The organism is Streptomyces spiramyceticus, assembly GCF_028807635.1.
GTDB lineage: Bacteria > Actinomycetota > Actinomycetes > Streptomycetales > Streptomycetaceae > Streptomyces > Streptomyces spiramyceticus.
The window spans coordinates 4,511,596-4,533,667 of record NZ_JARBAX010000001.1 but is presented as its reverse complement, the minus strand read 5'-3'; the positions used below and the strand labels follow the sequence as shown (position 1 = coordinate 4,533,667).

The 22,072-nt window shown below is 69.1% G+C and carries 24 protein-coding genes; 14 read left to right on the top strand and 10 right to left on the bottom strand.

Going from position 1 to position 22,072, the window contains the following annotated elements:
- Nucleotides 1-55: 55 nt before the first annotated feature.
- On the bottom strand, nucleotides 56-805 hold the full coding sequence (locus tag PXH83_RS20905; RefSeq protein WP_274561930.1) for a hypothetical protein: 750 nt from the start codon (nucleotides 803-805) through the stop codon (nucleotides 56-58).
- 223 nt (nucleotides 806-1,028) lie between these two features.
- Between PXH83_RS20905 and PXH83_RS20900 the strand changes: the two genes are divergently transcribed.
- The 6 genes from PXH83_RS20900 (at nucleotide 1,029) to PXH83_RS20875 (ending at nucleotide 6,423) form a co-directional block, all read left to right on the top strand.
- A complete protein-coding gene (locus PXH83_RS20900; protein ID WP_274562927.1) occupies nucleotides 1,029-2,384 on the top strand; it encodes an NsdA family TPR-like regulatory protein in 1,356 nt (451 codons plus the stop codon).
- 1 nt (nucleotide 2,385) lies between these two features.
- The gene (locus tag PXH83_RS20895; protein ID WP_274561929.1) at nucleotides 2,386-2,916 is read left to right on the top strand and encodes an NUDIX domain-containing protein; all 531 of its coding nucleotides are present in this window, start codon (nucleotides 2,386-2,388) and stop codon (nucleotides 2,914-2,916) included.
- Between the two features lie 199 nt (nucleotides 2,917-3,115).
- Nucleotides 3,116-4,093: a hypothetical protein gene (locus tag PXH83_RS20890; protein WP_274561928.1), complete on the top strand. Its 978-nt coding sequence runs from the start codon at nucleotides 3,116-3,118 to the stop codon at nucleotides 4,091-4,093.
- Between the two features lie 60 nt (nucleotides 4,094-4,153).
- Nucleotides 4,154-4,507, top strand: a complete 354-nt coding sequence (locus PXH83_RS20885; RefSeq protein ID WP_274561927.1) for an ASCH domain-containing protein — start codon at nucleotides 4,154-4,156, stop codon at nucleotides 4,505-4,507.
- A 102-nt stretch (nucleotides 4,508-4,609) separates the two neighbouring features.
- Nucleotides 4,610-5,230 carry a DUF5753 domain-containing protein gene (locus PXH83_RS20880; protein ID WP_274561925.1) on the top strand — a complete coding sequence of 207 codons (621 nt, stop codon included), beginning with the start codon at nucleotides 4,610-4,612 and terminating at the stop codon, nucleotides 5,228-5,230.
- A 527-nt stretch (nucleotides 5,231-5,757) separates the two neighbouring features.
- A complete protein-coding gene (locus PXH83_RS20875) occupies nucleotides 5,758-6,423 on the top strand; it encodes a GmrSD restriction endonuclease domain-containing protein (RefSeq protein WP_274561924.1) in 666 nt (221 codons plus the stop codon).
- A gap of 110 nt (nucleotides 6,424-6,533) precedes the next feature.
- On the opposite strand, the gene PXH83_RS20870 is transcribed toward PXH83_RS20875, so the two are convergent.
- Nucleotides 6,534-7,439: an SDR family oxidoreductase gene (locus tag PXH83_RS20870; protein WP_274561923.1), complete on the bottom strand. Its 906-nt coding sequence runs from the start codon at nucleotides 7,437-7,439 to the stop codon at nucleotides 6,534-6,536.
- A gap of 171 nt (nucleotides 7,440-7,610) precedes the next feature.
- Nucleotides 7,611-8,573: a LysR family transcriptional regulator gene (locus tag PXH83_RS20865; protein WP_274561922.1), complete on the bottom strand. Its 963-nt coding sequence runs from the start codon at nucleotides 8,571-8,573 to the stop codon at nucleotides 7,611-7,613.
- Between the two features lie 201 nt (nucleotides 8,574-8,774).
- Between PXH83_RS20865 and snpA the strand changes: the two genes are divergently transcribed.
- Entirely contained in the window at nucleotides 8,775-9,449 is a 675-nt protein-coding gene (gene snpA, locus PXH83_RS20860; RefSeq protein ID WP_274561921.1) for a snapalysin, read from the top strand.
- A 219-nt stretch (nucleotides 9,450-9,668) separates the two neighbouring features.
- On the opposite strand, the gene PXH83_RS20855 is transcribed toward snpA, so the two are convergent.
- The 5 genes from PXH83_RS20855 to PXH83_RS20835 all read right to left on the bottom strand — a co-directional run bounded on the left by PXH83_RS20855 (nucleotide 9,669) and on the right by PXH83_RS20835 (nucleotide 14,486).
- Nucleotides 9,669-10,424 (bottom strand): DUF6304 family protein, encoded by a 756-nt coding sequence (locus tag PXH83_RS20855; protein WP_274561920.1) that lies wholly within the window; start codon nucleotides 10,422-10,424, stop codon nucleotides 9,669-9,671.
- A gap of 47 nt (nucleotides 10,425-10,471) precedes the next feature.
- On the bottom strand, nucleotides 10,472-11,056 hold the full coding sequence (locus PXH83_RS20850) for a dihydrofolate reductase family protein (RefSeq protein WP_274561919.1): 585 nt from the start codon (nucleotides 11,054-11,056) through the stop codon (nucleotides 10,472-10,474).
- A gap of 168 nt (nucleotides 11,057-11,224) precedes the next feature.
- The gene (locus tag PXH83_RS20845) at nucleotides 11,225-11,815 is read right to left on the bottom strand and encodes a GNAT family N-acetyltransferase (RefSeq protein ID WP_274561917.1); all 591 of its coding nucleotides are present in this window, start codon (nucleotides 11,813-11,815) and stop codon (nucleotides 11,225-11,227) included.
- A 137-nt stretch (nucleotides 11,816-11,952) separates the two neighbouring features.
- Nucleotides 11,953-12,996 (bottom strand): family 2 encapsulin nanocompartment cargo protein polyprenyl transferase, encoded by a 1,044-nt coding sequence (locus PXH83_RS20840; RefSeq protein ID WP_274562926.1) that lies wholly within the window; start codon nucleotides 12,994-12,996, stop codon nucleotides 11,953-11,955.
- Nucleotides 12,997-13,073: 77 nt separating this feature from the next.
- Nucleotides 13,074-14,486 (bottom strand): family 2B encapsulin nanocompartment shell protein, encoded by a 1,413-nt coding sequence (locus tag PXH83_RS20835; RefSeq protein ID WP_274561915.1) that lies wholly within the window; start codon nucleotides 14,484-14,486, stop codon nucleotides 13,074-13,076.
- A 234-nt stretch (nucleotides 14,487-14,720) separates the two neighbouring features.
- Here PXH83_RS20835 and PXH83_RS20830 point away from each other — a divergent pair, with 234 nt between their 5' ends.
- Both PXH83_RS20830 and PXH83_RS20825 read left to right on the top strand, forming a co-directional pair.
- A complete protein-coding gene (locus tag PXH83_RS20830) occupies nucleotides 14,721-15,311 on the top strand; it encodes an N-acetylmuramoyl-L-alanine amidase (protein ID WP_274561913.1) in 591 nt (196 codons plus the stop codon).
- 50 nt (nucleotides 15,312-15,361) lie between these two features.
- The gene (locus PXH83_RS20825; protein WP_274561912.1) at nucleotides 15,362-16,261 is read left to right on the top strand and encodes a 1-aminocyclopropane-1-carboxylate deaminase/D-cysteine desulfhydrase; all 900 of its coding nucleotides are present in this window, start codon (nucleotides 15,362-15,364) and stop codon (nucleotides 16,259-16,261) included.
- 32 nt (nucleotides 16,262-16,293) lie between these two features.
- On the opposite strand, the gene PXH83_RS20820 is transcribed toward PXH83_RS20825, so the two are convergent.
- On the bottom strand, nucleotides 16,294-17,892 hold the full coding sequence (locus PXH83_RS20820; RefSeq protein WP_274561911.1) for a Na+/H+ antiporter: 1,599 nt from the start codon (nucleotides 17,890-17,892) through the stop codon (nucleotides 16,294-16,296).
- A 48-nt stretch (nucleotides 17,893-17,940) separates the two neighbouring features.
- Here PXH83_RS20820 and PXH83_RS20815 point away from each other — a divergent pair, with 48 nt between their 5' ends.
- From PXH83_RS20815 to PXH83_RS20805, 3 genes are all read left to right on the top strand, one after another.
- Nucleotides 17,941-18,201: a UBP-type zinc finger domain-containing protein gene (locus PXH83_RS20815; protein WP_274561909.1), complete on the top strand. Its 261-nt coding sequence runs from the start codon at nucleotides 17,941-17,943 to the stop codon at nucleotides 18,199-18,201.
- Between the two features lie 229 nt (nucleotides 18,202-18,430).
- The gene (locus PXH83_RS20810; RefSeq protein ID WP_214920344.1) at nucleotides 18,431-18,844 is read left to right on the top strand and encodes an ATP-binding protein; all 414 of its coding nucleotides are present in this window, start codon (nucleotides 18,431-18,433) and stop codon (nucleotides 18,842-18,844) included.
- Entirely contained in the window at nucleotides 18,733-19,839 is a 1,107-nt protein-coding gene (locus PXH83_RS20805; protein WP_420803235.1) for an RNA polymerase sigma factor SigF, read from the top strand. The genes PXH83_RS20810 and PXH83_RS20805 overlap by 112 nt, the downstream gene beginning before the upstream one ends.
- A gap of 29 nt (nucleotides 19,840-19,868) precedes the next feature.
- Here the strand turns inward: PXH83_RS20805 and PXH83_RS20800 are convergent, their stop codons facing one another.
- Nucleotides 19,869-20,309 carry a hypothetical protein gene (locus PXH83_RS20800; RefSeq protein ID WP_274561906.1) on the bottom strand — a complete coding sequence of 147 codons (441 nt, stop codon included), beginning with the start codon at nucleotides 20,307-20,309 and terminating at the stop codon, nucleotides 19,869-19,871.
- A 72-nt stretch (nucleotides 20,310-20,381) separates the two neighbouring features.
- Between PXH83_RS20800 and PXH83_RS20795 the strand changes: the two genes are divergently transcribed.
- Nucleotides 20,382-21,350, top strand: a complete 969-nt coding sequence (locus tag PXH83_RS20795; protein ID WP_274561905.1) for a diacylglycerol/lipid kinase family protein — start codon at nucleotides 20,382-20,384, stop codon at nucleotides 21,348-21,350.
- Between the two features lie 315 nt (nucleotides 21,351-21,665).
- On the top strand, nucleotides 21,666-21,923 hold the full coding sequence (locus PXH83_RS20790; protein WP_004937597.1) for a WhiB family transcriptional regulator: 258 nt from the start codon (nucleotides 21,666-21,668) through the stop codon (nucleotides 21,921-21,923).
- The last annotated feature ends 149 nt before the right edge of the window (nucleotides 21,924-22,072 follow it).

Sequence of the window (22,072 nt, the reverse complement as noted above, 5' to 3'; positions counted from 1 at the left end):
GGCGTGCCGGGGCGGGCAAGAGGTGCCGGCCCGCCCCGGAGCCCGATCGGTGGGGTTACGCGGCGGGGCTCACGCGGTGGGCGTAGACCTGCTCGATCCAGCCCGCCTTGAACGCGGCCAGGTCGTCGCGGAAGTTGGCCATCGAGGCACCGTAAGGCGCCACGACGCCGCCGGTCTGGTCCGGCACGGACTGGCAGCCGTGCACGAGCCGTCCACCGAGCGCGGCGTGGGCCTTGATGGACTCGATGCGGCGGTGCTCGTTGAACCAGCCGCCGTGGTAGACCTCGTCGAGCATGCCGCCCATCTCGTCGTCCAGGTCGAAGACGACGGAGGTGGCGGCGGGGAAGAACCAGCACGGGCCGACGTTGGAGATGTGCCCGTCCAGCTCGACCTTGTTGAGCGCCATGAGCGTGGCGGCCTCGCGGAGCATCCGCAGGTGCTCGGCGGTGATCTGCGGCAGGCCGAGACCGGCCAGGTGCTCGTCGCGGAAGAGGTACGCGTACACCTCGTACGCAACGCTGAGCACCCGAGCGGCGTCTGCGGTGGACTCGCCGTGCTGCTTGATGAAGTCCAGCGCGAGCTGCTCGACCGCGCTCTCGGTCGTCTCGGCCACGTCCAGGAGCTGGGCCTCGACGAGCTCCCAGTCGGCGACGAGCCAGGTGTTCGACTCGAAGCGGAAGAAGTACTCGGCCGGGTCGATGGTGATGCGCCGGCCGTCGACCTGGATGCCGGGCAGGCGGCTCCAGCGCGCGTCGAACGCCTCGGGCAGCTCGACCGTGATGGCCGTGGTGTCGATGGTGGTCACCGTGTCTCCGTCTCTGTTCGGCCGGATTCGGGCACAGGAATGCCCGACCCCGGTGTGGGTGTACGGAACTTCGGGGAGCCGCCCGGACCCAGGGGGAGCCTGGTTCACGGTTGCGCCGTTCCGGGCGGCTGCTGATAAGTGAACCGGCGGTCACGCACAGTGGGTACGGTGGAAGGCAGTTGAAGCGGTATACGCGGTTTACAGCTCCGGAGTGGAGGCGATCGTGGCGGCGCAGCGAGAACCCAACTCCCGTCTGCGCGAGGTCATCGACGCGGTTGCCTGCACCTACGAGGCTCTCGCCAGGGACGTGCAGCGCATCGCCGCCGAGAACGGCGAGATCCTCCAGACCAACAAGTCGGCCATCTCCCACTGGGTGAACGGCACCCGCGCGCCGTCCGGGCGAGTGGGCCAGTACCTCGCCGAGGCGCTTTCCCGCCGAGCGCGACGCACGATCACCCAGACCGAGATCGGCCTCCGCGCAGCCGACGCCGAAGAGCTGGCGGAATCCGACCCCGTTCTCGCCGTCACCGACCTCGGGCGCGCCGACGTCGAGCGCCGCCGCTTCCTCGCCATCGCGGCCTTCACCACGGCCGGCGTCGCGATGCCGCTCGGCTACGACCACGAGGCCACCACCCGCATGCTCCGCGCCCGCACAGGCACATCCGTGATCGGCGTGGAGGACGTGGACGTCGTACGACAGATCACCACGGCCTTCAGCGCCGCAGACGAACGCCTGGGCGGCGGCCACGGCCTGACCACAGTCACCGCGTACCTCGCCGACACCGCAGCACCCATGCTCCGCGCCCGCTTCCCCAGCGAAGCCTTACGCCGGGCAGCCTTCGGCGCGGTCGCCGAACTCGCCTACCTTGCAGGATGGAAGCACCACGACCTCGGCCAGGAGGGCGCCGCCCAGCGCTACTACCAGGTCGGCTACCAGCTCGCCTGCGAAGCCGACCCCCACGGCCACGCCGCCTGGATGATGAGAGCCCTCGCCCACCAGGCCCTCAGCCTCAAACAGCCCCACCACTGCGTCGACCTCGCCGCAGCCGCCCTTGCTCAAGGCACCGGCCACATCGACGGCCAGACCGAAGCCCTCCACCACATCACCCAAGCCCGCGCCTACGCGGCCGTCAACGAGCACCCCTCGGCCGCACGCGCCCTCCTCGCTGCCGAAGACGCCCTCCTACGGGACGACGGCCCCCAGCCCAGCTACTCCCGCGTCAGCGGCCCCGCCGCCGGCACCGTGGCCAGCCACACCGCCCGCACATTGACCGACCTCGCCGACCACATCGGCACCGAGCAACAGCACCGGGATGCCCTCACCCGCTGGGACCCGGAAAAGTACAAACGCGTCCACGCCCTCACCCACGCCGACCTCGGCGACAGCCTCGCCGCCCAGGCCCGCGCCGACGAAGCCGTCGCCGCCTGGGCCCAAGCCCTGGTTCTCATGGAAGGCATGACCTCAGACCGCACCCGCAAGGCGATCACCTCGATCCGCTCCACCCTCGCGGTCTACCAGCGGCGCAAAGTACCCGGCGCCGCCGATCTCGCCCGCCGCGCCCGCGAGGCCCTCGCCTAACATGCCGGACAACCCGTCCGACGAAAGGAACACCGTGACCCAGCAGACCGACGACCAGCCGAATGCCCTCAAGTCGGCGCTCGAATCGATGACCCTGCTGGTCGCCGCGGTCATCGTTCACGACAAGGCCACCAACCGCGTCGTCCTCCTCCAGCGCAGCGAGAACGCCAAGTTCGCCCAGGGCATGTGGGATCTCCCCGTCGGCAAGAGCGAGCCGGGCGAGCCGGTCACCGAGACCGCAGTTCGCGAGCTCTACGAGGAGACCGGCCTCACAGTGAAGCCGGATGCCCTCAAGGTGGCCCATGTCATCCACGGCGCCTGGGGCGTCGAAGCCCCTAACGGCTTCCTCACGGTCGTCTTCGCCGCCCACGAATGGACCGGCGAACCCGAGAACCGCGAACCCCGCAAGCACTCCCAGGTCCGCTGGATCGACGCCGACGCCATCCCCGAGGAGTTTGTGGACACCACCGCCAGCGCCCTCCATCGGTATCTTGCCGGCGGCCCGGAAGTCTCCCTCGACGGTTGGCGATAGAGACGCCGATGCCCCTCCTGGGCTGAAGGGACCGGTGTTGAAGTTCCTCCTTCACTTCTATGCGGCTATGTCGGCTCTAGCCACTGTTGTAACCCCCGCGGCGGTTCTGGCCGGCTTCGCCTTCGTGGCCCGTCCTGTCAGAAAGCCAGGTCGGCTGATCAACCGAACCCCCTTCTTGCGGGGCCGCACGGAGTCACGGGTGCGGGCGCTGATCCGCGAAGCCGAAGGTGCGCTGAACGGGCTGGGCATCCGGCATCCGAAGAAGTGGGGTGAGGTCGAACTGAAGCTCTGGGCTCTGGCGGAGCGGGGCCGCTGGGCGGCTTCTGTCTCCCTCTTGCTCCTGTCGCTCATCACGATCTTCACGGGTGCATCGCTCACGGCGCTCGTGGAGCACCACTGGGACATGGCGATGGAGATGTGGTTGCCTTCGTATGCGTTCTTCTTACTCACGGTGTGTTACGTCCAGCTCGACCTGATAGCGATCAGACGCGGACGATCGCCTGCGTATGTGCAGTGGGCTGCTGTGAGCACTCTCGTGGCGTGCCAGACCCATGCGGATGAGAGCAAGGCAACATCCGCGACAACGGCGCAGCTGAGCAGGAACGTGGAGAGACTCAGCGAGGCGCTCATCACCTACGCGCAGTTCGGTGTATCTCGCAAAGCAGGCCCGCGCGCAGCCTTGTTGACGCAGTGCGTCGGCATGTCCCATCGGCTGGAGAACGAATTCGAAGCCTGTCTGCGTGATCGTTCTCATGCGACGGCCCTCGCCGAGCACATCGTGGGCCTGATCGACACCCTCGGTCGCCAGGAGCCCCTGAACATGGTCCCTCCGGGGGAGTCCACTGCAGCGGACTCCGTATCGGTCGAGGCACCACTGCCGTGGCGTATGGTCCTGGGCCACGTCCTGGCCTTTCTCACCGGGGTCGGGTTGGTTGCGGGATTCAAGGCCCTAGGGCTCAGCGCCGAGTACCTGGTTCTCCTCGCCCCGCTGATCTATCTGGTGGTCCAGATCCCCTATCTGGCCACCGGCGGGGTCCCTATCGCGCTGCGGCACGTTCCCGGCCTCGCGACGCCCCCTTCCGAGCCCGGTTCGGAGAATGAGCCCCAGGTCTCCGGCGCCGACACTTCAGCTGCTGCTCCACCTCCCCTCGTGCCCGTGTCCCGGAGGCACGACTAGGGTCGGCCGCCGAGTTCAACCGCATCATGACTGCACCAACCTCCAGGACGTTCCCGCCCCATGACCAACAGCACCGCCCGCGTCCGTGAGCTCAACCTCTACCGCCAGTACTTCGAGCTCGTCGCCGCGGGCATCAAGACCATCGAGGTGCGGGTCAAGTACCCGCACCTCGCCGACCTCGCAGCCGGCGACATCATCCGCTTCCGCATCAAGGGAACCGACGAGACCTGCGACGTGAACGTCCTCCGCGTCACCGAATACCCCGACTTCGAGGCCCTCCTCGACGGCGAGGGCCCGGTAAACGTCAACCCAACCGCCACTCGCGAGCAGCAACTCGTCAACATCCGCACCATCTACGGCCCCGAGAAGGAAGCCCTCGGTGCCCTCACCATCGAGATCGAGCGCGTGACCTGACCGATTCCCGCTCTTACAAGATCGGATGCTCGGCGCCATCCTCGACCGGAACGGCTACGCCCATCGAAGCCGCTCCGGCGGCACCATTCAGGAGGGGGTGCGGTGACCAGTTCAGTTCCCTGGACGGATCGTCTGTCCACTGGTACGGAAGCGACTCAGGACGACGTGGTGCGCTGGTACCAGAACACGCGCGAGGGCAAGGCGTACGTGCCCACGATGATCTGGGGCACGCTCCAGACCGAGGCATACGCCACCGTGGTCCTCGGCCAGGTCGTGGATTTCCTCGGTGTCCCGAACGACGTGCCTGCGGGCGTCGCCAAGCGCATGCAGCGACAGCAGGTTCTGTACGACGGCGAGCACCACTACGACGTCGTCCTCGGGGAGCAGGCTCTCTACACGAACATCGGCGGGCCCGAGGTCATGCGACAACAGGTCGAGCGCCTCCTGCGAGAGCTCGGCCTGGCCTGTCTCACACTCGGGATCCTTCCCTCCACCGCGCGGGTGGACCTGTTCCCCGTCCACGGGTTCAACATCTACGGCGATGGCGATCGGGCCCACGTGGAACTCGTCTCGTCCTCCGTGGACATCACGGAACAGAGTGAGCTCGACCTGTACGACAAAGCCTTCGCCGCGCTGAGCAGTGCGGCATCGTACGGCGACGCCGCCGAGGAGCTTCTGAGAAGGGCCCACTCCTTCTGGACCAACGCCCCGCTTCAGGAGTAGGCCAACCACTACTCCGACGGCGGAGCGCCGCAGCAGCAGTCCGCACAGAGTCCGCAGGACACCCGATCAAGACCGTCGTACCCCATCGCAAGCAATCGATAAAAGGCCAGGTCAGCGACCCACAGGGAAGATCCCCGCAGGTCACCAACCCGGTCCATTACTAGGAGACGAAGAAGGCCTGACCTCCACCAAGTCACCTTTTCCGGTACGACCGACAGCACCCGGCATCCGCGCGGAGCCGGGTGCTGTCGGCGTTTTTCGTGCCGTTGGAGGCGACGGTGGTACGCGGCGTCCTGCTGCCGGCCGCGATGTCGCTGCTGGGCGACCGGGCGTGGCGGCTTCAGCTTCGGCCTCGGCTTCGGCTTCGGCTTCGGCATCCGGGACAGAGCGGGCGGAGCCTGCGGCGCACTTGAGCAGGGGCGGCGCACCCGGCACCCACATTCGTGTGGTTTACGGCACCTGTCCGGTACGTCCGGCGGACAGGGGCCGCTACTACTGGTCCGTCCGTACGAGTTGGAGGGATCAGCATGCGCAAGCTCAGCTCCCTGGTGTCGGTGTTGATGATTACGGCGGCAGTCGCCGCAGGCTCGGCGCCAGGCGCCGCCGCCGCGCCCGGTGACACGGTCAGTACCACGGTCGAGAAGGCCATCGCCGATCTGCCGGTCGCCGCCGAGGACAGCGCCGGGTACAGCGTGGGGAAGTTCAGGCACTGGACCGATCCGGACCAGGACGGCTGCGACACCCGTGCCGAGGTGATCATCGCGGAGGCGACGACGCCGCCCGCCGTCGACCGGTGGTGCACCATCACGGGAGGCGCGTGGCACTCGTACTACGACAAGAAGGACCACACCGGCGCCGGAGCGCTCGACGTCGACCACCTGGTGCCGCTCGCCGAGGCGTGGCGCAGCGGTGCGTCGGCGTGGAGCGACGAGGAGCGGGAGCGGTACGCGAACGACATGGCCGACCCCAGGGTGCTCGCGGCCGTGACCGCCGCCGAGAAGCGTCTCAAGGGGGACAGGGATCCGGCGCGGTGGGAGCCGTCCGACGACAGTGCGGACTGCCGGTACATCGCCGAGTGGGCGGCGGTGAAGGGGCGTTGGAAGCTGGCTGTGGATTCGGGAGAGCTGGCGGCGCTGGAGAACATGGTGGCGGAGTGTCCGACGGAGGAGATCACTTACGAGCTCGCCCTCTGACGCCACCGGCCTCTGACGCCGCCGGTTTCAGGCGGTCAGCTTCCTCCTCCAGCCAGGTCTCGCCCCATGCGCGCTGTGAGGCGTACGCCCGTCGGCAGCGGGGGCGGACCTCACCCATGCCGCTGCCCCTCTCCCATGCCGCTGACCAGGTGCCGGTACCTCCTGGGGTGTTCCTTGAGGTACTCGGCGAAGGTCTTGGCCGGGTGACCCGTCAGGCGGGGCACGGCGTCGGAGACGGCTGCCATCTCGCCGTTCGCGATGGCCTCGTACGACGACACCCAGCCCGCGACTTCCCACGCCTCGGCGCCGTACCGCTCCCGTGACGCGTACGCCTCTTCGCGCGTCTCGGGTACGTAGGTGACGGTGCGCCCGGTGACCCGGCTCAGCTCCTGCGCGATCTCGGCGAGCGACAGGGCCTCGCCTCCGGTGAGGTCGTACGTCGCACCGTCGTGGCCCTCGCCGAGGAGTACGGCGACTGCCGCGTCCGCCACGTCCTCGTGCGCGACGGCCGAGACCCTCCCGTCGCCGCCCGGGCCGCGCATCACGCCGTCCTCGCCGGTCATGGCGGGGAACGCGGCCTGGTAGAAGCTGTCGCGCAGGAAGGTGTGGCGCAGGGCGGTGGCGCGGATGTACTGCTCGGTGTGCCAGTGGTCGCGGGCGAAGGTGAACGTCGCGTCCGGCGCCGCGCCGAGCAAGGACAAGTACACGATCCGCTGCACGCCCGCCGCGACCGCCGCGTCCACAGCGCTCTTGTGTTCGCGCACGCGGTCGGCGCTCTCGTGCGCGGAGACGAGGAAGAGCGTGTCGGCGCCGTCGATGGCCGCGCGCATCGCGTCAGCGTCGCCATAGGCGGCGGGCGCCGCCTTGACCGCGCCGGGCAGGTCGGGCAGACGGGAGGGGTCGCGGCAGAGGAGGCGCAGGGCGGGGCGGGCGTCCGGATCCGCGGCGGCGAGCCCCCTGGCGACGCGGCGGCCGACCTGTCCGGTGGCTCCGGTGACGGCGATGACGTGGGTCATGAGGGATCCCCTTCAGCTGCTTCGGTGGCCTGGTGCCCGTACAGCATCAAGGGGCGGGGGCCGGGCCGCATTTCTTCGCACCGCCATCAGGTGTACGGCTGCCGCCGGTGGAACTTCCGGACCGAGCGGATCGCACCGGGACCGACGGGACGGGGCCGTACGGCTGCTCCGTCACGCCACCGCGCTCCCCGCCAGCAGCGGGCTCTCGTTGCGCAGTAGCCACTGGCGGTACCCGGCCGCCCGCATCGCCGCGTCGCGGTACGCCGCCTCCAGGTCGGCGTACACCGCCGCCGCCTCGGCGAACCCGGGCCGCGACACCAGCAGCAGGCGTACGGCGAGCGGGTCGCCGCGCAACGGCCGTATCGCCATGTCGTCGCGCGGACCGGACGTCGGCTGGCAGGGCGCGACCGCCTCGCCGATCACGATCAGGGAGGCAGCAGTGAGGTAATCCCCGTACAGGACAGGCGGATTGAGACCGGCTTCGGCGAATACGCGGCGCAGACCGTCCCATTCGCCGTCCACCGTCGGGTCGACCATCCACCGGTCGGCGGCCACATCCGCCAGTTCCACCACCGGCCGGGCGGCCGCCGGATGATCCAGCGACATCGAGATGAACTGCGGCTCCCGTTCGACGAGTACGCGCTGCACGAGGCCGTCGGGCATCCGCAGCGGAGAGCCCTCCACCTCGTGCACGAAGGCGACATCGAGCTGCCCGGCCGCGAGCTTCCGCAGCAGCGCGTTTGCCGATACGTCGACATGGAGTGAGGTGTCCGTGCCGGGCAGCCGGACACGGAGCCTGCGCAGCCAGTTCGCGATGACACGGCTGGCGGTGGCGCCGATCCGCAGATGCGGGCCTTCCGTCGTACGGGCCGCGGCTGCCCTCGTCTCGGCCACGAGCGCACTCATCTGCTCGACGAGCGGACGCGCCCTGCTCAGCACCGCGTATCCCAGGGGCGTCGGCCGGCACCCGGTGCGCTCGCGCGAGAACAGCTCCGCGCCCAGGGAGTTCTCGATGCGGCGGAGCTGCGTGGTCAGGGACGGCTGGCTCATGCCGAGACTTCGGGCGGCTTTGTGCAGGCTGCCGGCCTCGGCGATGGCGCACAGCGCACGGAGGTGCCTCACCTCGAGCTCCATACCCCGAGCGTAAGCGGGCCCCTCGCGTCACACCAGACACCACAACCACACGAATCGCCCCCGGTTTCATGGTGGTTGGCCGACGTGATGCGCTCGCGCTATCGCCGGTTGGCATCATCCGCACCGGCCCGGGCTCCCCGACACTCTCCCCTACCGAACCGTTCACGTTTCACGTTCCCCGGACGAGTAGGAGCCCCCCACATGAGACACACCAGGACCGTCCTCACCACCGCCCTCGGCCTCGGCCTCGCCGCTGCGACCCTCGGCGCCGTACCCGCGAATGCGGCGGCCCCCCACAACGCCGCACCCGCGCAGTACGGCTCGTACAGCTCGCACCCCTCGTACGTCTCGTACATCTCGTACGAGAAGTCCAAGGAGAACGCCGCGGCCACCAAGGCCTTCTTCGAGGCCGTGAAGAAGTCGGTCGCCGAGAAGCGCGCCGCGAACCCCGGCGCGCAGGCCGTCACCGTCGTCTACTCCGCGGCGAACGCGCCCAGCTTCCGCAGCCAGATAGCCAGCAGCACCCAGATATGGAACAGCTCCGTCTCCAACGTGAAGCTCCAGGAAGGCTCCAACCCGGACTTCACCTACCGCGAGGGCAACGACCCCCGCGGCTCGTACGCCAGCACCGACGGCCACGGCAGCGGGTACATCTTCCTCGACTACCGCCAGAACCAGCAGTACAACTCGACCCGCGTCACCGCCCACGAGACCGGCCATGTCCTCGGTCTGCCGGACCACTACTCGGGCCCGTGCAGCGAGCTGATGTCCGGCGGCGGCCCCGGCACCTCCTGCCAGAACGCCACCCCCGACCGGAATGAGCGCAACAGGGTCAACCAGCTCTGGCAGAACGGGTTCGTCCCGGCGGCCTCCTGACCCCTGGATGCCCCGTACACGTACAGGCGGCTCCCAATCGGCAACAAAGGGAGCCGACTTGCGAGTACGGGGCATCGTCCTGCCGGAGCGGGAAGAGCGGACCTTCTGGATACGAGGTGACCGCCTCACGACGGACCGGCCGCCCGCAGGGACGGATGCCGAGTCCGTCGTCGACGGCGGCCCCGGCAACAGAAACCTCCGCCGCGACCCCGCCTCGCCCTACCCCACCGCCGAGGAGGAGGACGCAGACCGCACCCCGCGCTTGCCAGACGCGGCCAACTCGCCTGTCCCCGCCCGAACATACGGAAACGGGCCCCGATAACCCGCCCCCTCCGGCGGCCTCCGCTCAAAGTCCGCGCAAGCCCACGTCTCCTGCACGAAGCCGGACCGCAGGTCCCACAGCCGAAGCAGCTCCCGCCCGCTCTCGATCGCCCGGTACTCGTCCTTGATCCGCCGGAAGCAGGCGAGATTGCCGAACAGCCCGCTGCCCGCAGGGTGATAGTCCGAGAAGGCGCAGGAAATGCACGCCCGCATGTACGCCCCCTCCGGCAGCCGCCGCTGTATCACCGTCAGCGCGTGCTCGAAGTCGTTCTCGGCGCGCTCGGATTCGTACGCGGCGCCGTCGAAGTGCAGCGTCAGGGAAAGGTGTTCACGGTCGATGCCACCCGTGGGAAGCGGTCGGCCGAGGGTCAGCAGGCAGCTGAGCGTGGCCCGGTGCACCCGCCCGTCCGCGTACACCGGAATCGGTATGTCCCACTCAAGTACGCAGTCGCAGAGCGAGCCACCGTCCGACAGCGCGAATATCGCACTGCCGCCCCCGCCCTCCCCCTGCACCGGCTCCAGCGCGTCGAAGCTGTCGCCCTCGAAGTCGACTCCCCTGATGCGCGTGCGCAGCCGCTGTCCGTCCGTCGTGATCCCGACGGCGACGGAACCCTTGCGATCGCGGTACCAGCCGGCCCATGGCTCTCCTGTCATGGGCCGGACTTTAGCCCGTTCGAGTACGGCACCGCCCCCGGTCCGGGTCAGCGGACCTTGCTGTACTTCAGGACCACGGCCCCATTGTCGTACGTCCGCGGAGGCGCCGCGTCGAGCGTGAAGTTGTGGACGCCGAACCCGGCCGAGAACAGCGGGATGCCCGAACCGAGCACGATCGGGTACAGCTTGACGACCACCTCGTCGATCTCGTCCAGCAGCTGAGCCGCGAGATTCGCCCCGCCCGCCAGGTAGATCCCGAGGCCGTCCTCCTGCTTGAGCTCCCGGACCTTGGCCGCGACATCACCGGAGATGATCTCGACGTCGGGATCCGGCGACTTGTCGATACTGCGCGACACGACGTACTGGCGCAGGTGCTTGTACGGGCTGGCGATCCCCATCTCCAGAGCCGCGTCATAGGTTGCCCGCCCCTGAAGCATCGTGTCGAAGTGCTTGTTCTCCAGGTCGTCCACGCCGAGCTGCTGACGCGCAGGGGTGGGCAGACAGTCCGGGTACTCACCGATGAGGAAGTCCTTGATGAAGGACTCGCTCAGCGGATACATGTCGTAGGCGCCGTCGGGCGCCGCGATGAAACCGTCGAGGGACATACCGACGTAGTACGTGAGCTTGCGCAAGCTGATCCTCTGGTCGGAAGGCAAGGAGGGGATGCGGGAGCCGGTCGGCGTGCATCACCCGTCCCGCAACCACTCCGTGCATAGTGGTCCATCCGTAGTGGTTACGCAAGGGCCTTTCCCTGGAGGGAAGTTAGGGAGGTCAGGAAAGTTGAGGAGCGCGCCGCCGCGTCAGGCGAGCGGCTCGCGCCACATGGGCCACATGTGGGGGCCGTCGGGAAGATCGACCGTACGGCCGGTGAAGGCGAAACCGAGCCGCTCGTACAGCTTGCTGCTGCGCGCACTGCTCGCCTCCAGATAGGCGGGCACGCCGTCGCGGTCGCAGCGCTCCAGGACCGGCTCGATCAGCGCGGTGCCGAGCCCCTCTCCCTGGCGCTCCGGCGAGACGGCGATGAGCAGCAGATACTCGTGGGCCCGGTCGTGCGGATGCACCTCGCCCGTCAACCGGCCGCTCAGTTCGGCCCGTTCGTTGTCCGGGTCGGCGGTTTCCCTCATCCGTACGGGAGTGTCGTCCTCCTCGGGCGGACCGGCCGGCACCTGGAGCCAGAGGGCGGCCGCCGATCCGTCCTCGGTGACGTCGACACGCCCCTCACGGAGAGCCACGTCGAGAAAGACGCCGAGGAAGGTGCCGTGCACGCGACGGCGGTGTTCCCGGTCGGGGAAGACCCAGCTGCTCACCGGGTCGTCCATGAAGGCCTCGTCCAGCAGCCGTACGAGCGCCTCGCGGTCGCTCTCCCCCGCCTGCCGTATCTCTACGTCCACGCCCACGCCCACGGTCCGGCCCTCTCTCGGGTACGTAACTGACGTACGCGATCCTAGAGTTGGCGCCTGCATGGTGAATCAGTGCATGCGCGGACGCCCGGGGCCTCCCTCCCGGACGCCCGCACAGAGGCAGCTGATCAGCGGGTTCTGCGTGTGACGAACTCCGCCAGCGACAGGAGGTCTCCCGCCGCCCCCAGGTCGGGCACCGCCCGCGACAGATGGTGCACGGCCCGGGCCATCCGGTCCGCCGCATGTCCCTGTGCCCAGTCCCTGCCGCCCGCCCGGTCGACGGCCTCGGCGGCGCGCTGGACGGCGGCGGCGTCCAGCGGCCCCCGGTAGAGCCCCGCCAGCTCGTCGGCCGCCTCGGTGCCCGAGGCCAGTGCCGCCACCACCGGGAGCGATTTCTTGTGGGCGGCCAGATCCGCGCCCACCGGCTTGCCCGTCTGGTCGGGGTCGCCCCAGATCCCGATCAGGTCGTCGATGAGCTGGAACGCCAGGCCCGCTTCCCTCCCGAAGGCGTCCATGGCCGCGACCTCCTCCTCGTCCGCTCCCGCGTAGAGCGCGCCGAGTGCGCACGCGCAGCCGAGCAGCGCGCCCGTTTTGGCCTCGGCCATCGACAGGCACTCGTCGATCGACACATCCTGCGGGCCGCGCCGTTCGAGTTCGCAGTCCGCCTGCTGTCCCTCGCACAGCTCGATGACACAGGCGGCGAGCCGCGCCGACGCCTGGGCCGCCGCCGGGTGCGGATCCTCGGCCAGCTGCCGCAGCGCGAGCGCGCACATGGCGTCCCCGGCGACGATCGCGTCCGGGACACCGAAGACCGTCCAGGCGGTGGGCCGGTTTCTGCGGGTCGGGTCCTCGTCCATGACGTCGTCATGGAGCAGGGTGAAGTTGTGCGCGAGCTCCACGGCCGCTGCCGCCCGCACGGCCTGCCGCGGGTCACCGCCGAGGGCCTGGGCGGAAGCGAGGACGAGAGCGGGCCTGATCGCCTTGCCCGCCTGCCCCGAGGCGGGCGTACCGTCCGCCTGCTCCCAGCCGAAGTGGTACATCGCGATACGGCGTATGGAACCCGGCAGGCTCTCGACGGTACTGCGCAGTTGGGGATTGACAGCGCTGCGGGTCCGTTCGAGAAGCGCCGCAGCCTCGTGCCCCTCCGGGGCGGCCGCTTCCGCTCTGGTCATGGTCACGGTCACTTCCTCCAGCAGTGCTTCGGTGATGCCCTGAACCGGACGCACGAACCGCCTCGCGACTGCGCCCGCTAACCCCACCTGCCGATCTCGACGTTCTCCAGCACACCCAGCGCGTCCGGCACGAGGATCGCCGCCGAGTAGTACGCCGTAACGAGGTACGAGATGATCGCCTGCTCGTCGATGCCCATGAAGCGCACCGAGAGGCTCGGCTCGATCTCGTCCGGGATGCCGCTCTGCTGGAGCCCGATGACGCCCTGCTCGGCCTCGCCCGTACGCATGCAGATGATCGAGGTCGTACCGGCGTCGCTCACCGGGATCTTGTTGCAGGGGAAGATCGGGACGCCGCGCCAGGAGACCACCCGGCTGCCGCCGATCTCCACGCTCTCCGGGTAGAGGCCGCGCTTGTTGCACTCGCGCCCGAACGCGGCGATGGCGCGCGGGTGGGCCAGGAAGAGCTTGGAGCTGCGCCGCCGCGACAGCAGGTCGTCCATGTCGTCCGGGGTCGGCACACCGTCGTGCGGCTGGAAGCGCTGCCCGTAGTCGCAGTTGTTGAGCAGGCCGAACTCACGGTGGTTGATGAGTTCGTCTTCCTGACGCTCGCGCAGCGCCTCGACCGTGAGCCGCAACTGCTGCTCGGTCTGGTTCATTGGCTGGTTGTAGAGGTCGGCGACCCGGCTGTGGACCTTCAGCACCGTCTGGGCGACGCTCAGTTCGTACTCGCGCGGCGCCACCTCGTAGTCGACAAAGGTGTGCGGGACAACGGCCTCGCCGACATGTCCTGCGGAGAGGTCGATGTGCGCCTCGCCGTATTTGTTCGTCCGCTGGCGCGGCAGGGAGCGGACCTGCGCGAGATGGTCGCCCAGCGACTCCGCGCGGTCCGCCAGCGTCAGTACGGACTGGCGGGACAGCGTCAGCACGGTGCACGCGGTCGCCGCGCGGACCGTGTACCCCCAGGTGGCGTCCTCCTCCACGAGTGCCTGGTCGCCGAAGTACGCCCCGTCGGCGAGGAAGCCGAGCACCGCCTCGTCGTCGTACGGCCCGTCGCCGACCTTCTCGACCCTGCCGTGCGCCAGCAGATACACCGTGTCCGCGGCATCACCGGCGGCAGCGATCACTTCCCCGGACGCGAACTCCCGCTGCTCGCACCGCTGTGCCAGCTCACCGAGCACCGCCTCGTCGTCGAAGGTCCGGAGCGCCGGCAGCTCGCTGAGCTCGGCTGGGACGACCTCGACGCGGTCTCCTGTCTGTACGAACGTCACCCGTCCGTCGCCCACCGCGAAACTGAGCCGACGGTTTACCCTGTACGTACCGCCCTGGACCTGAACCCATGGCAGCATCCGCAGCAGCCACCGTGAGGTGATCTCCTGCATCTGCGGTGCGGACTTGGTGGTGGTGGCCAAGTTCCGCGCAGCGGCCGTACCGAGACTCTGCTGCGGCTGAACCTGCTCTTCGCGGACCTCGGAACCTGCCTCGACCGACATCTGACTCCCTCTCGATCATGAGCTGACCTGCACGGAAAAGCCTTGCAGTGCGGGGAGTCGACGCGCCATTACACAAAAGAGTGTGACTAGATCATCGATGCCGGGGCAGAGCACAGTTCCTCGCCGACAACTGACTGAAACAGCTCGCTCATGTCCCGAACGGATAGCCCTGCCAACGGTGTTCCGGTACAAGCGGCGTACGAGACGATCCGAATCTCACCTAAGGAGGCGGTCATGGCCTCACCCATGTCCGCGGGCAACTTCCTCGACGTACTGAGAGACGAAGGAATCACTGTCGTCGAGGTCGGCGACTGGCGTACGCACAACCGCAACCACAAGGGCCCTTGGGGCCCCGTGCACGGCGTGATGATTCACCACACCGTCACCTCAGGCACCGCCAACACCGTGCGTATCTGCCGCGACGGCTATGCGAGCCTCCCCGGACCGCTCTGCCACGGCGTGATCGCCAAGAACGGCTCGCTCCATCTCGTCGGCTACGGCCGCGCCAATCACGCGGGACTGGGCGACGACGACGTACTGCGCGCCGTCATCGCGGAGAGGGCCCTGCCGACCGACAACGAGGCCAACACCGACGGAAACCGGCACTTCTACGGCTTCGAGTGCGAGAACCTCGGTGACGGCGAAGACCCCTGGCCCGCGGCACAGCTGGAAACGATCGAGCGGGCGGCGGCCGCGGTCTGCCGGTGGCACGGGTGGAACTCCCGCTCCGTCATCGGCCATCGCGAATGGCAGCCCGGCAAGATCGACCCGCGCGGCTTCTCGATGAACACCATGCGCGAGCGCATCCACAACCGCCTCAAGTAAGCAACCACCTCAAGCACGCGCACCGGCGGGACCACTGGGACAATGGGGCCGTGCCCCCCGAAGCGCTCGACCTCTCCCGCCTGCGGCCGCGGCTCCCCTCGCCGCTGCAGCAGGCCGAGGACGAGCGCTTCGCCCGTCACGGCGTACGTCTGCTGCTCAAGCGCGACGACCTGATCCACCCGGACCTCCCCGGCAACAAGTGGCGCAAACTCGCGCCGAACCTGCGCGCGGCGGCCGGGCGCACCGTGCTGACCTTCGGCGGCGCGTACTCCAACCACCTGCGGGCGACGGCCGCGGCCGGCCGCCTCCTCGGCTTCCCGACGATCGGCGTCGTACGCGGCGACGAGCTCGCCGGCCGCCCCCTCAACCCCTCCCTGGCCCAGTGCGCGGCGGACGGCATGCGCCTGCACTTCGTGGACCGCGCGACCTACCGCCGCAAATCGGACCCCGAGGTCCTGGCGGAGATCCTCAGCGCGGCCGCCGGGGACGTCCATGTCGTCCCCGAAGGCGGCAGCAACGCACTCGCCGCCCAGGGCTGCACCGCCCTCGGGAAGGAACTGCGCGGGGCCGCCGACGTCGTCGGCGTCGCCTGCGGCACCGGCGGGACGCTCGCGGGCCTGGCGGCGGGCCTGGGGCCGGGGCAGCGGGCCATCGGGTTCCCGGTCCTCAAGGGCGGCTTCCTCGGCGACGACATACGCGCCCTCCAGCTCACCGCTTTCGGCGGCCCCACCGGCGACTGGCGCCTCGACGACCGCTTCCACTTCGGCGGATACGCCCGCACCACCCCCGAACTCGACGCGTTCGCCGAGGACTTCGAGGCCCGCCACGGGCTGCCGGTCGAGCGGCTCTACGTCGCCAAGATGCTGTACGGACTGACCACGCTGGCCACCGAGGGCGCCTTCCCGCCCGGCACCACCGTCGCGGCCGTCATCACAGGTCAGCCGGGTTAGCCGGGTCAGCCGGATCAGCCCGACCGGCCCGGTCAGTCGGCATCCGCCCGGTAGGCCGCCGCTTCCTCCAGGTCCAGCCTCCTCATCAGCGAGCGCAGCATCTCGTCGTCGATCTGCCGCCGGTCCCGCAGCTCCACGAAGACCGCGCGCTCGGCGGCGATCATCTCCCCGGCGAGCCGCCGGTACGTGTCGTCCGCCGACTCCCCCGTCTCCTCGTTGACCCCGCCGAGCCGCTCCCAGACCGCGTTGCGCCGCCGTTCGAGGACCGTGCGCAGCCGGTCGGCGAGCGGCTGCGGCAGCGCGTTGCGGGGGTCGGCGAGGAGCTCGTCGAGCCGGGCCTCGGCGGCCGCAGACGCCTCGCTCTGGGCCTGTGCCTCGGCGAGCGTCTCGGCGTACGTGTCGCGCCTCGGCAGCTTGAGGAGGCGGATCAGCGGCGCGAGGGTGAGGCCCTGGACGACGAGTGTCGCGATCACAGTCGTAAAGGTCAGGAAGAGCACCAGGTTCCGCTCGGGGAACGGTTCGCCCTGGTCCACGGTCAGCGGGATCGAGAAGGCGATGGCGAGGGAGACCACCCCGCGCATCCCGGCCCACCCCACGATCACCGGTGAAGTCCAGGTCACGCCGGGCTCCCGCTCGCGGATGCGCGCCGACATGATCCGTGGCAGATACGTCGCCGGGAAGACCCAGACGAAGCGCACCACGACCACCGCGGCGAAGACCGCGAACGCGTACCAGGCGGCCTGCCCGCCCCCGTACCGGCCGAGTCCGTCGAGGACGTACGGCAGTTGAAGCCCGATGAGCGCGAACACGGCCGATTCAAGGACGAAGGAGACCATCTTCCAGACGGCGTGCTCCTGGAGCCTGGTCGCGAAGTCGACCTGCCAGGAGCGATGTCCCAGGTAGAGGGCGACGACGACCACCGCGAGCACTCCCGAGGCGTGTACGTACTCGGCCGCCGCGTACGCCACGAAGGGGATCAGCAGCGACAGCGTGTTCTGCAGCAGCGCCTCCTTGAGGTGCGTACGGAGCCAGTGCAGCGGCACCATCAGCAGCAGGCCCACCCCGACCCCGCCGACCGCAGCGACCGCGAATTCCCCGATCCCGCCTACCCAGCTCGCGCCCTCCCCCACCGCCGCCGCGACCGCCACCTTGAACGCGGTGATCGCGGTGGCGTCGTTGACCAGCGACTCGCCCTGGAGGATCGCGGTGATGCGCGGCGGCAGCCCGACCCGGCGCGCGATGGCCGTCGCGGCCACCGCGTCGGGCGGCGCGATCACCGCGCCGAGCACCAGCGCGGAGGTCAGCGGGAGGCCGGGAACGACGAGATACGCGAGGTAGCCGACGATCACGGTCGCGAACAGCACATAGCCGACCGACAGGAAGGCGACGGGCCGGACGTTCGCCCGCAGGTCCAGGTACGAGCTGTCCAGAGCCGCGGTGTGCAGCAGGGGCGGCAGCAGCAGTGGCAGCACGATGTCCGGTTGCAGTGTGTAGTCGGGCGCCCCCGGGATGTACGCCGCCGCGAGCCCGACCGCGACGAGCAGCAGCGGTGCGGGGATTGGCGTTCTGCGGGCCGCCCCGGCGACGACTGCGCTGCCCGCGACCAGGAGCAGCAGTGGCAATGCGTCCATCGGTTCCGGCCCCGCCCTCATCCGTTCGTACGTCGTAACCTGGCCATCATGAACGAGTGCCCGCACGTCGCCGAGCTGCCGCACCCCGAACCGACTCCGCTGAGTGACACCTGCCCGGAATGCCTGGCGGTCGGCAGCCATCCCGTACAACTGCGGCTCTGCCTGCAGTGCGGGCACGTGGGGTGCTGCGACTCGTCGCCGTACCGGCATGCTTCCGCGCACTCCAAGGAGGCCCGTCATCCGGTACTGCGCAGCTTGGAACCGGGGGCAGACTGGCGTTGGTGCACGGTGGACGGTTCGATCGTCTGACGTGTGGGTACGTCAACCCGGCGCTGGTTCTCTGCAATTGGGCACCGCAGACCCCTAGCCACTGTCCGTACCCATGTGCTTACCATGAGTGACATGTCGCCGGGCAGGGGCCCTGGCGACACGGAAGAGTGGATCGCGATAGCGTCACCGGCGAACGACGTACCGCGTGGCTCCGGGGGGTGCCCCCTCTCGGACCCCCGAAAGAGCTTGTGCCACCTTGGAGGTGAGGGTGTCCCAGATCGCAGGCGAGCCCGGGACCCAGGACTTCGTGGAAGTCCGGCTGCCCGCTGCAGGTGCCTATCTGTCCGTGCTGCGTACGGCCACTGCCGGCCTTGCGGCGCGCTTGGACTTCACCCTCGACGAGATCGAGGACCTGCGCATCGCGGTCGACGAGGCCTGCGCGATCCTGCTTCAGCAGGCCGTGCCGGGCTCCGTCCTCAGCTGCGTCTTCCGGCTCGTCGACGACTCCCTCGACGTGACGGTGTCGGCCCCGACCACCGACGGGCGCGCGCCCGAGCGCGACACGTTCGCCTGGACGGTGCTCTCCGCACTCGCGGGCAAGGTCGACTCCACGGTCGCGGAGGACCGTACGGTCACCATCAGCCTGTACAAACAGCGCGGCGCGGGACCCGGGCCGGCGTGAGGAACGGGGACGGGCCGGTGCGCAACGAGGAGCTCAGCCCAAAGACGCCCGCGGGAGGGCGCGCGACTCCGGTCGAGTCCGCGCTCCAGCCGACGGGTCTCCCTGAGCAGCAGGCCCGCCCCCACCCGGTGGACGGCCTGGTGGAGGGCTTGGTGGGCACGGCGGCGGCGGAGCAGGCAGAGCGGGCGGGCCAGATGAGCGAGCACGAAGAGCACTCCAAGGATCACGGACGCCATGATCCGCACGATCGCAGTGGTGCGCGCTCGATGTTCATCGAGCTGCGCAAACTGCCGGACGGATCGATGGAGAAGGCGGAGCTGCGCAACCGTCTTGTGCGGATGCACCTTCCGCTGGTCGAGCACCTCGCGCGGCGGTTCCGCAACCGCGGCGAGCCTCTCGACGACCTGACCCAGGTCGCCACGATCGGGCTGATCAAGTCGGTGGACCGGTTCGATCCGGAGCGCGGCGTCGAGTTCTCGACGTACGCGACACCGACCGTCGTCGGTGAGATCAAGCGGCACTTCCGCGACAAGGGCTGGGCGGTCCGGGTGCCGCGCCGGCTTCAGGAACTGCGCCTGTCGCTGACGACGGCCACGGCGGAGCTCTCCCAGCAGCACGGTCGTTCCCCGACGGTGCACGAGCTGGCCGAGCGCCTCGGGATCTCGGAGGAAGAGGTCCTGGAGGGCCTGGAGTCGGCCAACGCGTACAGCACGCTGTCGCTGGACGTCCCGGACACGGACGACGATTCCCCGGCCGTCGCTGACACGCTGGGCGCGGAGGACGAGGCGCTGGAGGGTGTCGAGTACCGGGAGTCACTCAAGCCGCTGCTGGAGGATCTTCCGCCCCGGGAGAAGCGGATTCTGCTGCTTCGCTTCTTCGGGAACATGACGCAGTCGCAGATCGCGCAGGAGGTCGGCATCTCCCAGATGCATGTCTCGCGCCTGCTGGCCCGCACGCTGGCCCAGCTCCGCGAAAGGCTCCTCGTCGAGGAGTGATCCTTGACGCTGTCGCTGCGCCCGTGACGCTATGCGTCGCGGGCGCTGCGGATTCCCAGCGCCTGCGTGGTCTGCGGGTTGACCAGCAGCACCAGTGACGTCACGGCCACCGCGGCGAGCACGATTCCGGCCGGGATCAGCAGTGAGCCCTCCGAGCGCAGCAGAGTCCAGGCCACCGGCAGCGCCATGAGCTGCGTGATGATGGCCGGCCCCCGGCTCCACGCCCGGCACTTGAGCAGTCCGCGCGCGGCCACCAGCGGCAGCACCGCGAGGACGAGCAGGGTCAGGCCGCCCATCTCCGCCTGCTCCGGCTTGTCGGGGCTGCCGATCAGTCCCATTACGAGCATGTACGCGCCACCGGCGATCAGGGCCAGGCCCTCAAGCGCGGCGAGCGCCGCGGCGGCCGTCAGCCTGGAGGGTCGGGGTTCGGCGGCGGGTGCCTGCTCTTGCTCGGGCTGCTCAGTACTCACCCCTGCAGCGTAGCGGCCGCCCCAGCGGGCCAGGTCTGGGCCGGGTACCCCCAAGTAGGTAGGCTGCTGCGCATGCGCTCACTCCTCGTGGTCAACCCGGCAGCAACCACCACCAGCGCACGCACCCGCGATGTCCTGATTCATGCCCTCGCCAGCGAGATGAAGCTGGAAGCGGTGACCACCGAGTACCGCGGACACGCCCGCGACCTGGCCCGGCAGGCCGCGCAGAGCAAGGAGATCGACCTGGTCGTCGCGCTCGGTGGCGACGGCACCGTCAACGAGGTCGTCAACGGGCTCCTGCACGCCGGGCCCGACCCCGACCGGCTGCCGCGCCTCGCGGTCGTCCCCGGTGGCTCCACGAACGTATTCGCCCGAGCGCTGGGGCTGCCCAACGACGCCGTCGAGGCGACCGGCGCCATTCTGGACGCCCTGAGCACGCGCAGCGAGCGCACGGTCGGCCTCGGGCACGCGGGCGGCACGCCGGGCACCGAGGACGAATCCGTCCCGGGCCGCTGGTTCACGTTCACGGCGGGGCTCGGTTTCGACGCGGGAGTGATCGGCAGGGTCGAGCAGCAGCGGGAGCGCGGAAAGCGCTCGACCCACGCCCTCTACGTGCGCCAGGTGGTACGCCAATTCCTGGAGGAACCGCACCGCCTGCACGGGCTGATCACCCTGGAGCGGCCGGGCCACGACCCCGTAAAAGATCTTGTGCTTTCCATAGTCTGCAACACCGCACCATGGACCTACCTGGGGAATCGCCCGATGTACGCGTCCCCCGAGGCCTCCTTCGACAAGGCCCTGGACGTACTCGCCCTCAGCCGGATGTCCACCCCCACGGTGGCCCGTTATGCGACCCAGCTGCTCACTTCAAGTCCTGATCGCGGTCCGCACGGTAAGCACGCGGTAACGCTGCATGACTTGACGGACTTCACCTTGCATTCAAAGGCTCCGCTGCCCTTCCAGATGGACGGCGACCACCTAGGACTGCGTACTAGCGTGACGTTCACAGGCGTACGCCGTGCACTGCGTGTGATTGTGTGAGCGGAACGCGCAAAAGTCCTTTAACTCGAACGTATCTACTGGGGTCCACCCCATGGAAGTACGGCTGTGACCTAGCCGACACCGAGGAATCAAAAAAAACTTTCCGGAAGGGGTTGTATCCGCTGCCGAGGTTTGCGAATCTCTACATGGCGATCGGGACGGCCCGCAACACCGGCCTCCACTGAGAGCAAGAACCCCTCCTTCACAAGGACCACACCAGGCAACTGGCAGTCGGCCCTTCACTTGCGGGGGGATTCGTGAAAGCGTTCACATTCACAAGCAACGTGCTTGTAATACCAAGGAGAGGTAGCAGCCATGGACTGGCGTCACAACGCCGTTTGTCGTGAGGAAGACCCGGAGCTGTTCTTCCCCATCGGCAACACCGGTCCTGCGCTGCTGCAGATCGAGGAAGCCAAGGCCGTCTGCCGCCGCTGCCCCGTCATGGAGCAGTGCCTGCAGTGGGCGCTCGAGTCCGGTCAGGACTCCGGCGTCTGGGGTGGACTCAGCGAGGACGAGCGACGCGCAATGAAGCGCCGCGCCGCCCGCAACCGGGCGCGTAACGCGACCGCCTGATTCCCCCTGCTTCGAGCCTGAGCTTGGCGGCGCGTGTGCCTTGACGGCATAAACCGTTGAGAGCGCGTACGCACCACCCGCCCCGAGCCGCAGCGCGCAGTACCCCCCGATGCGCACAGTGAGCCCCGGACCGTTCTCGGTCCGGGGCT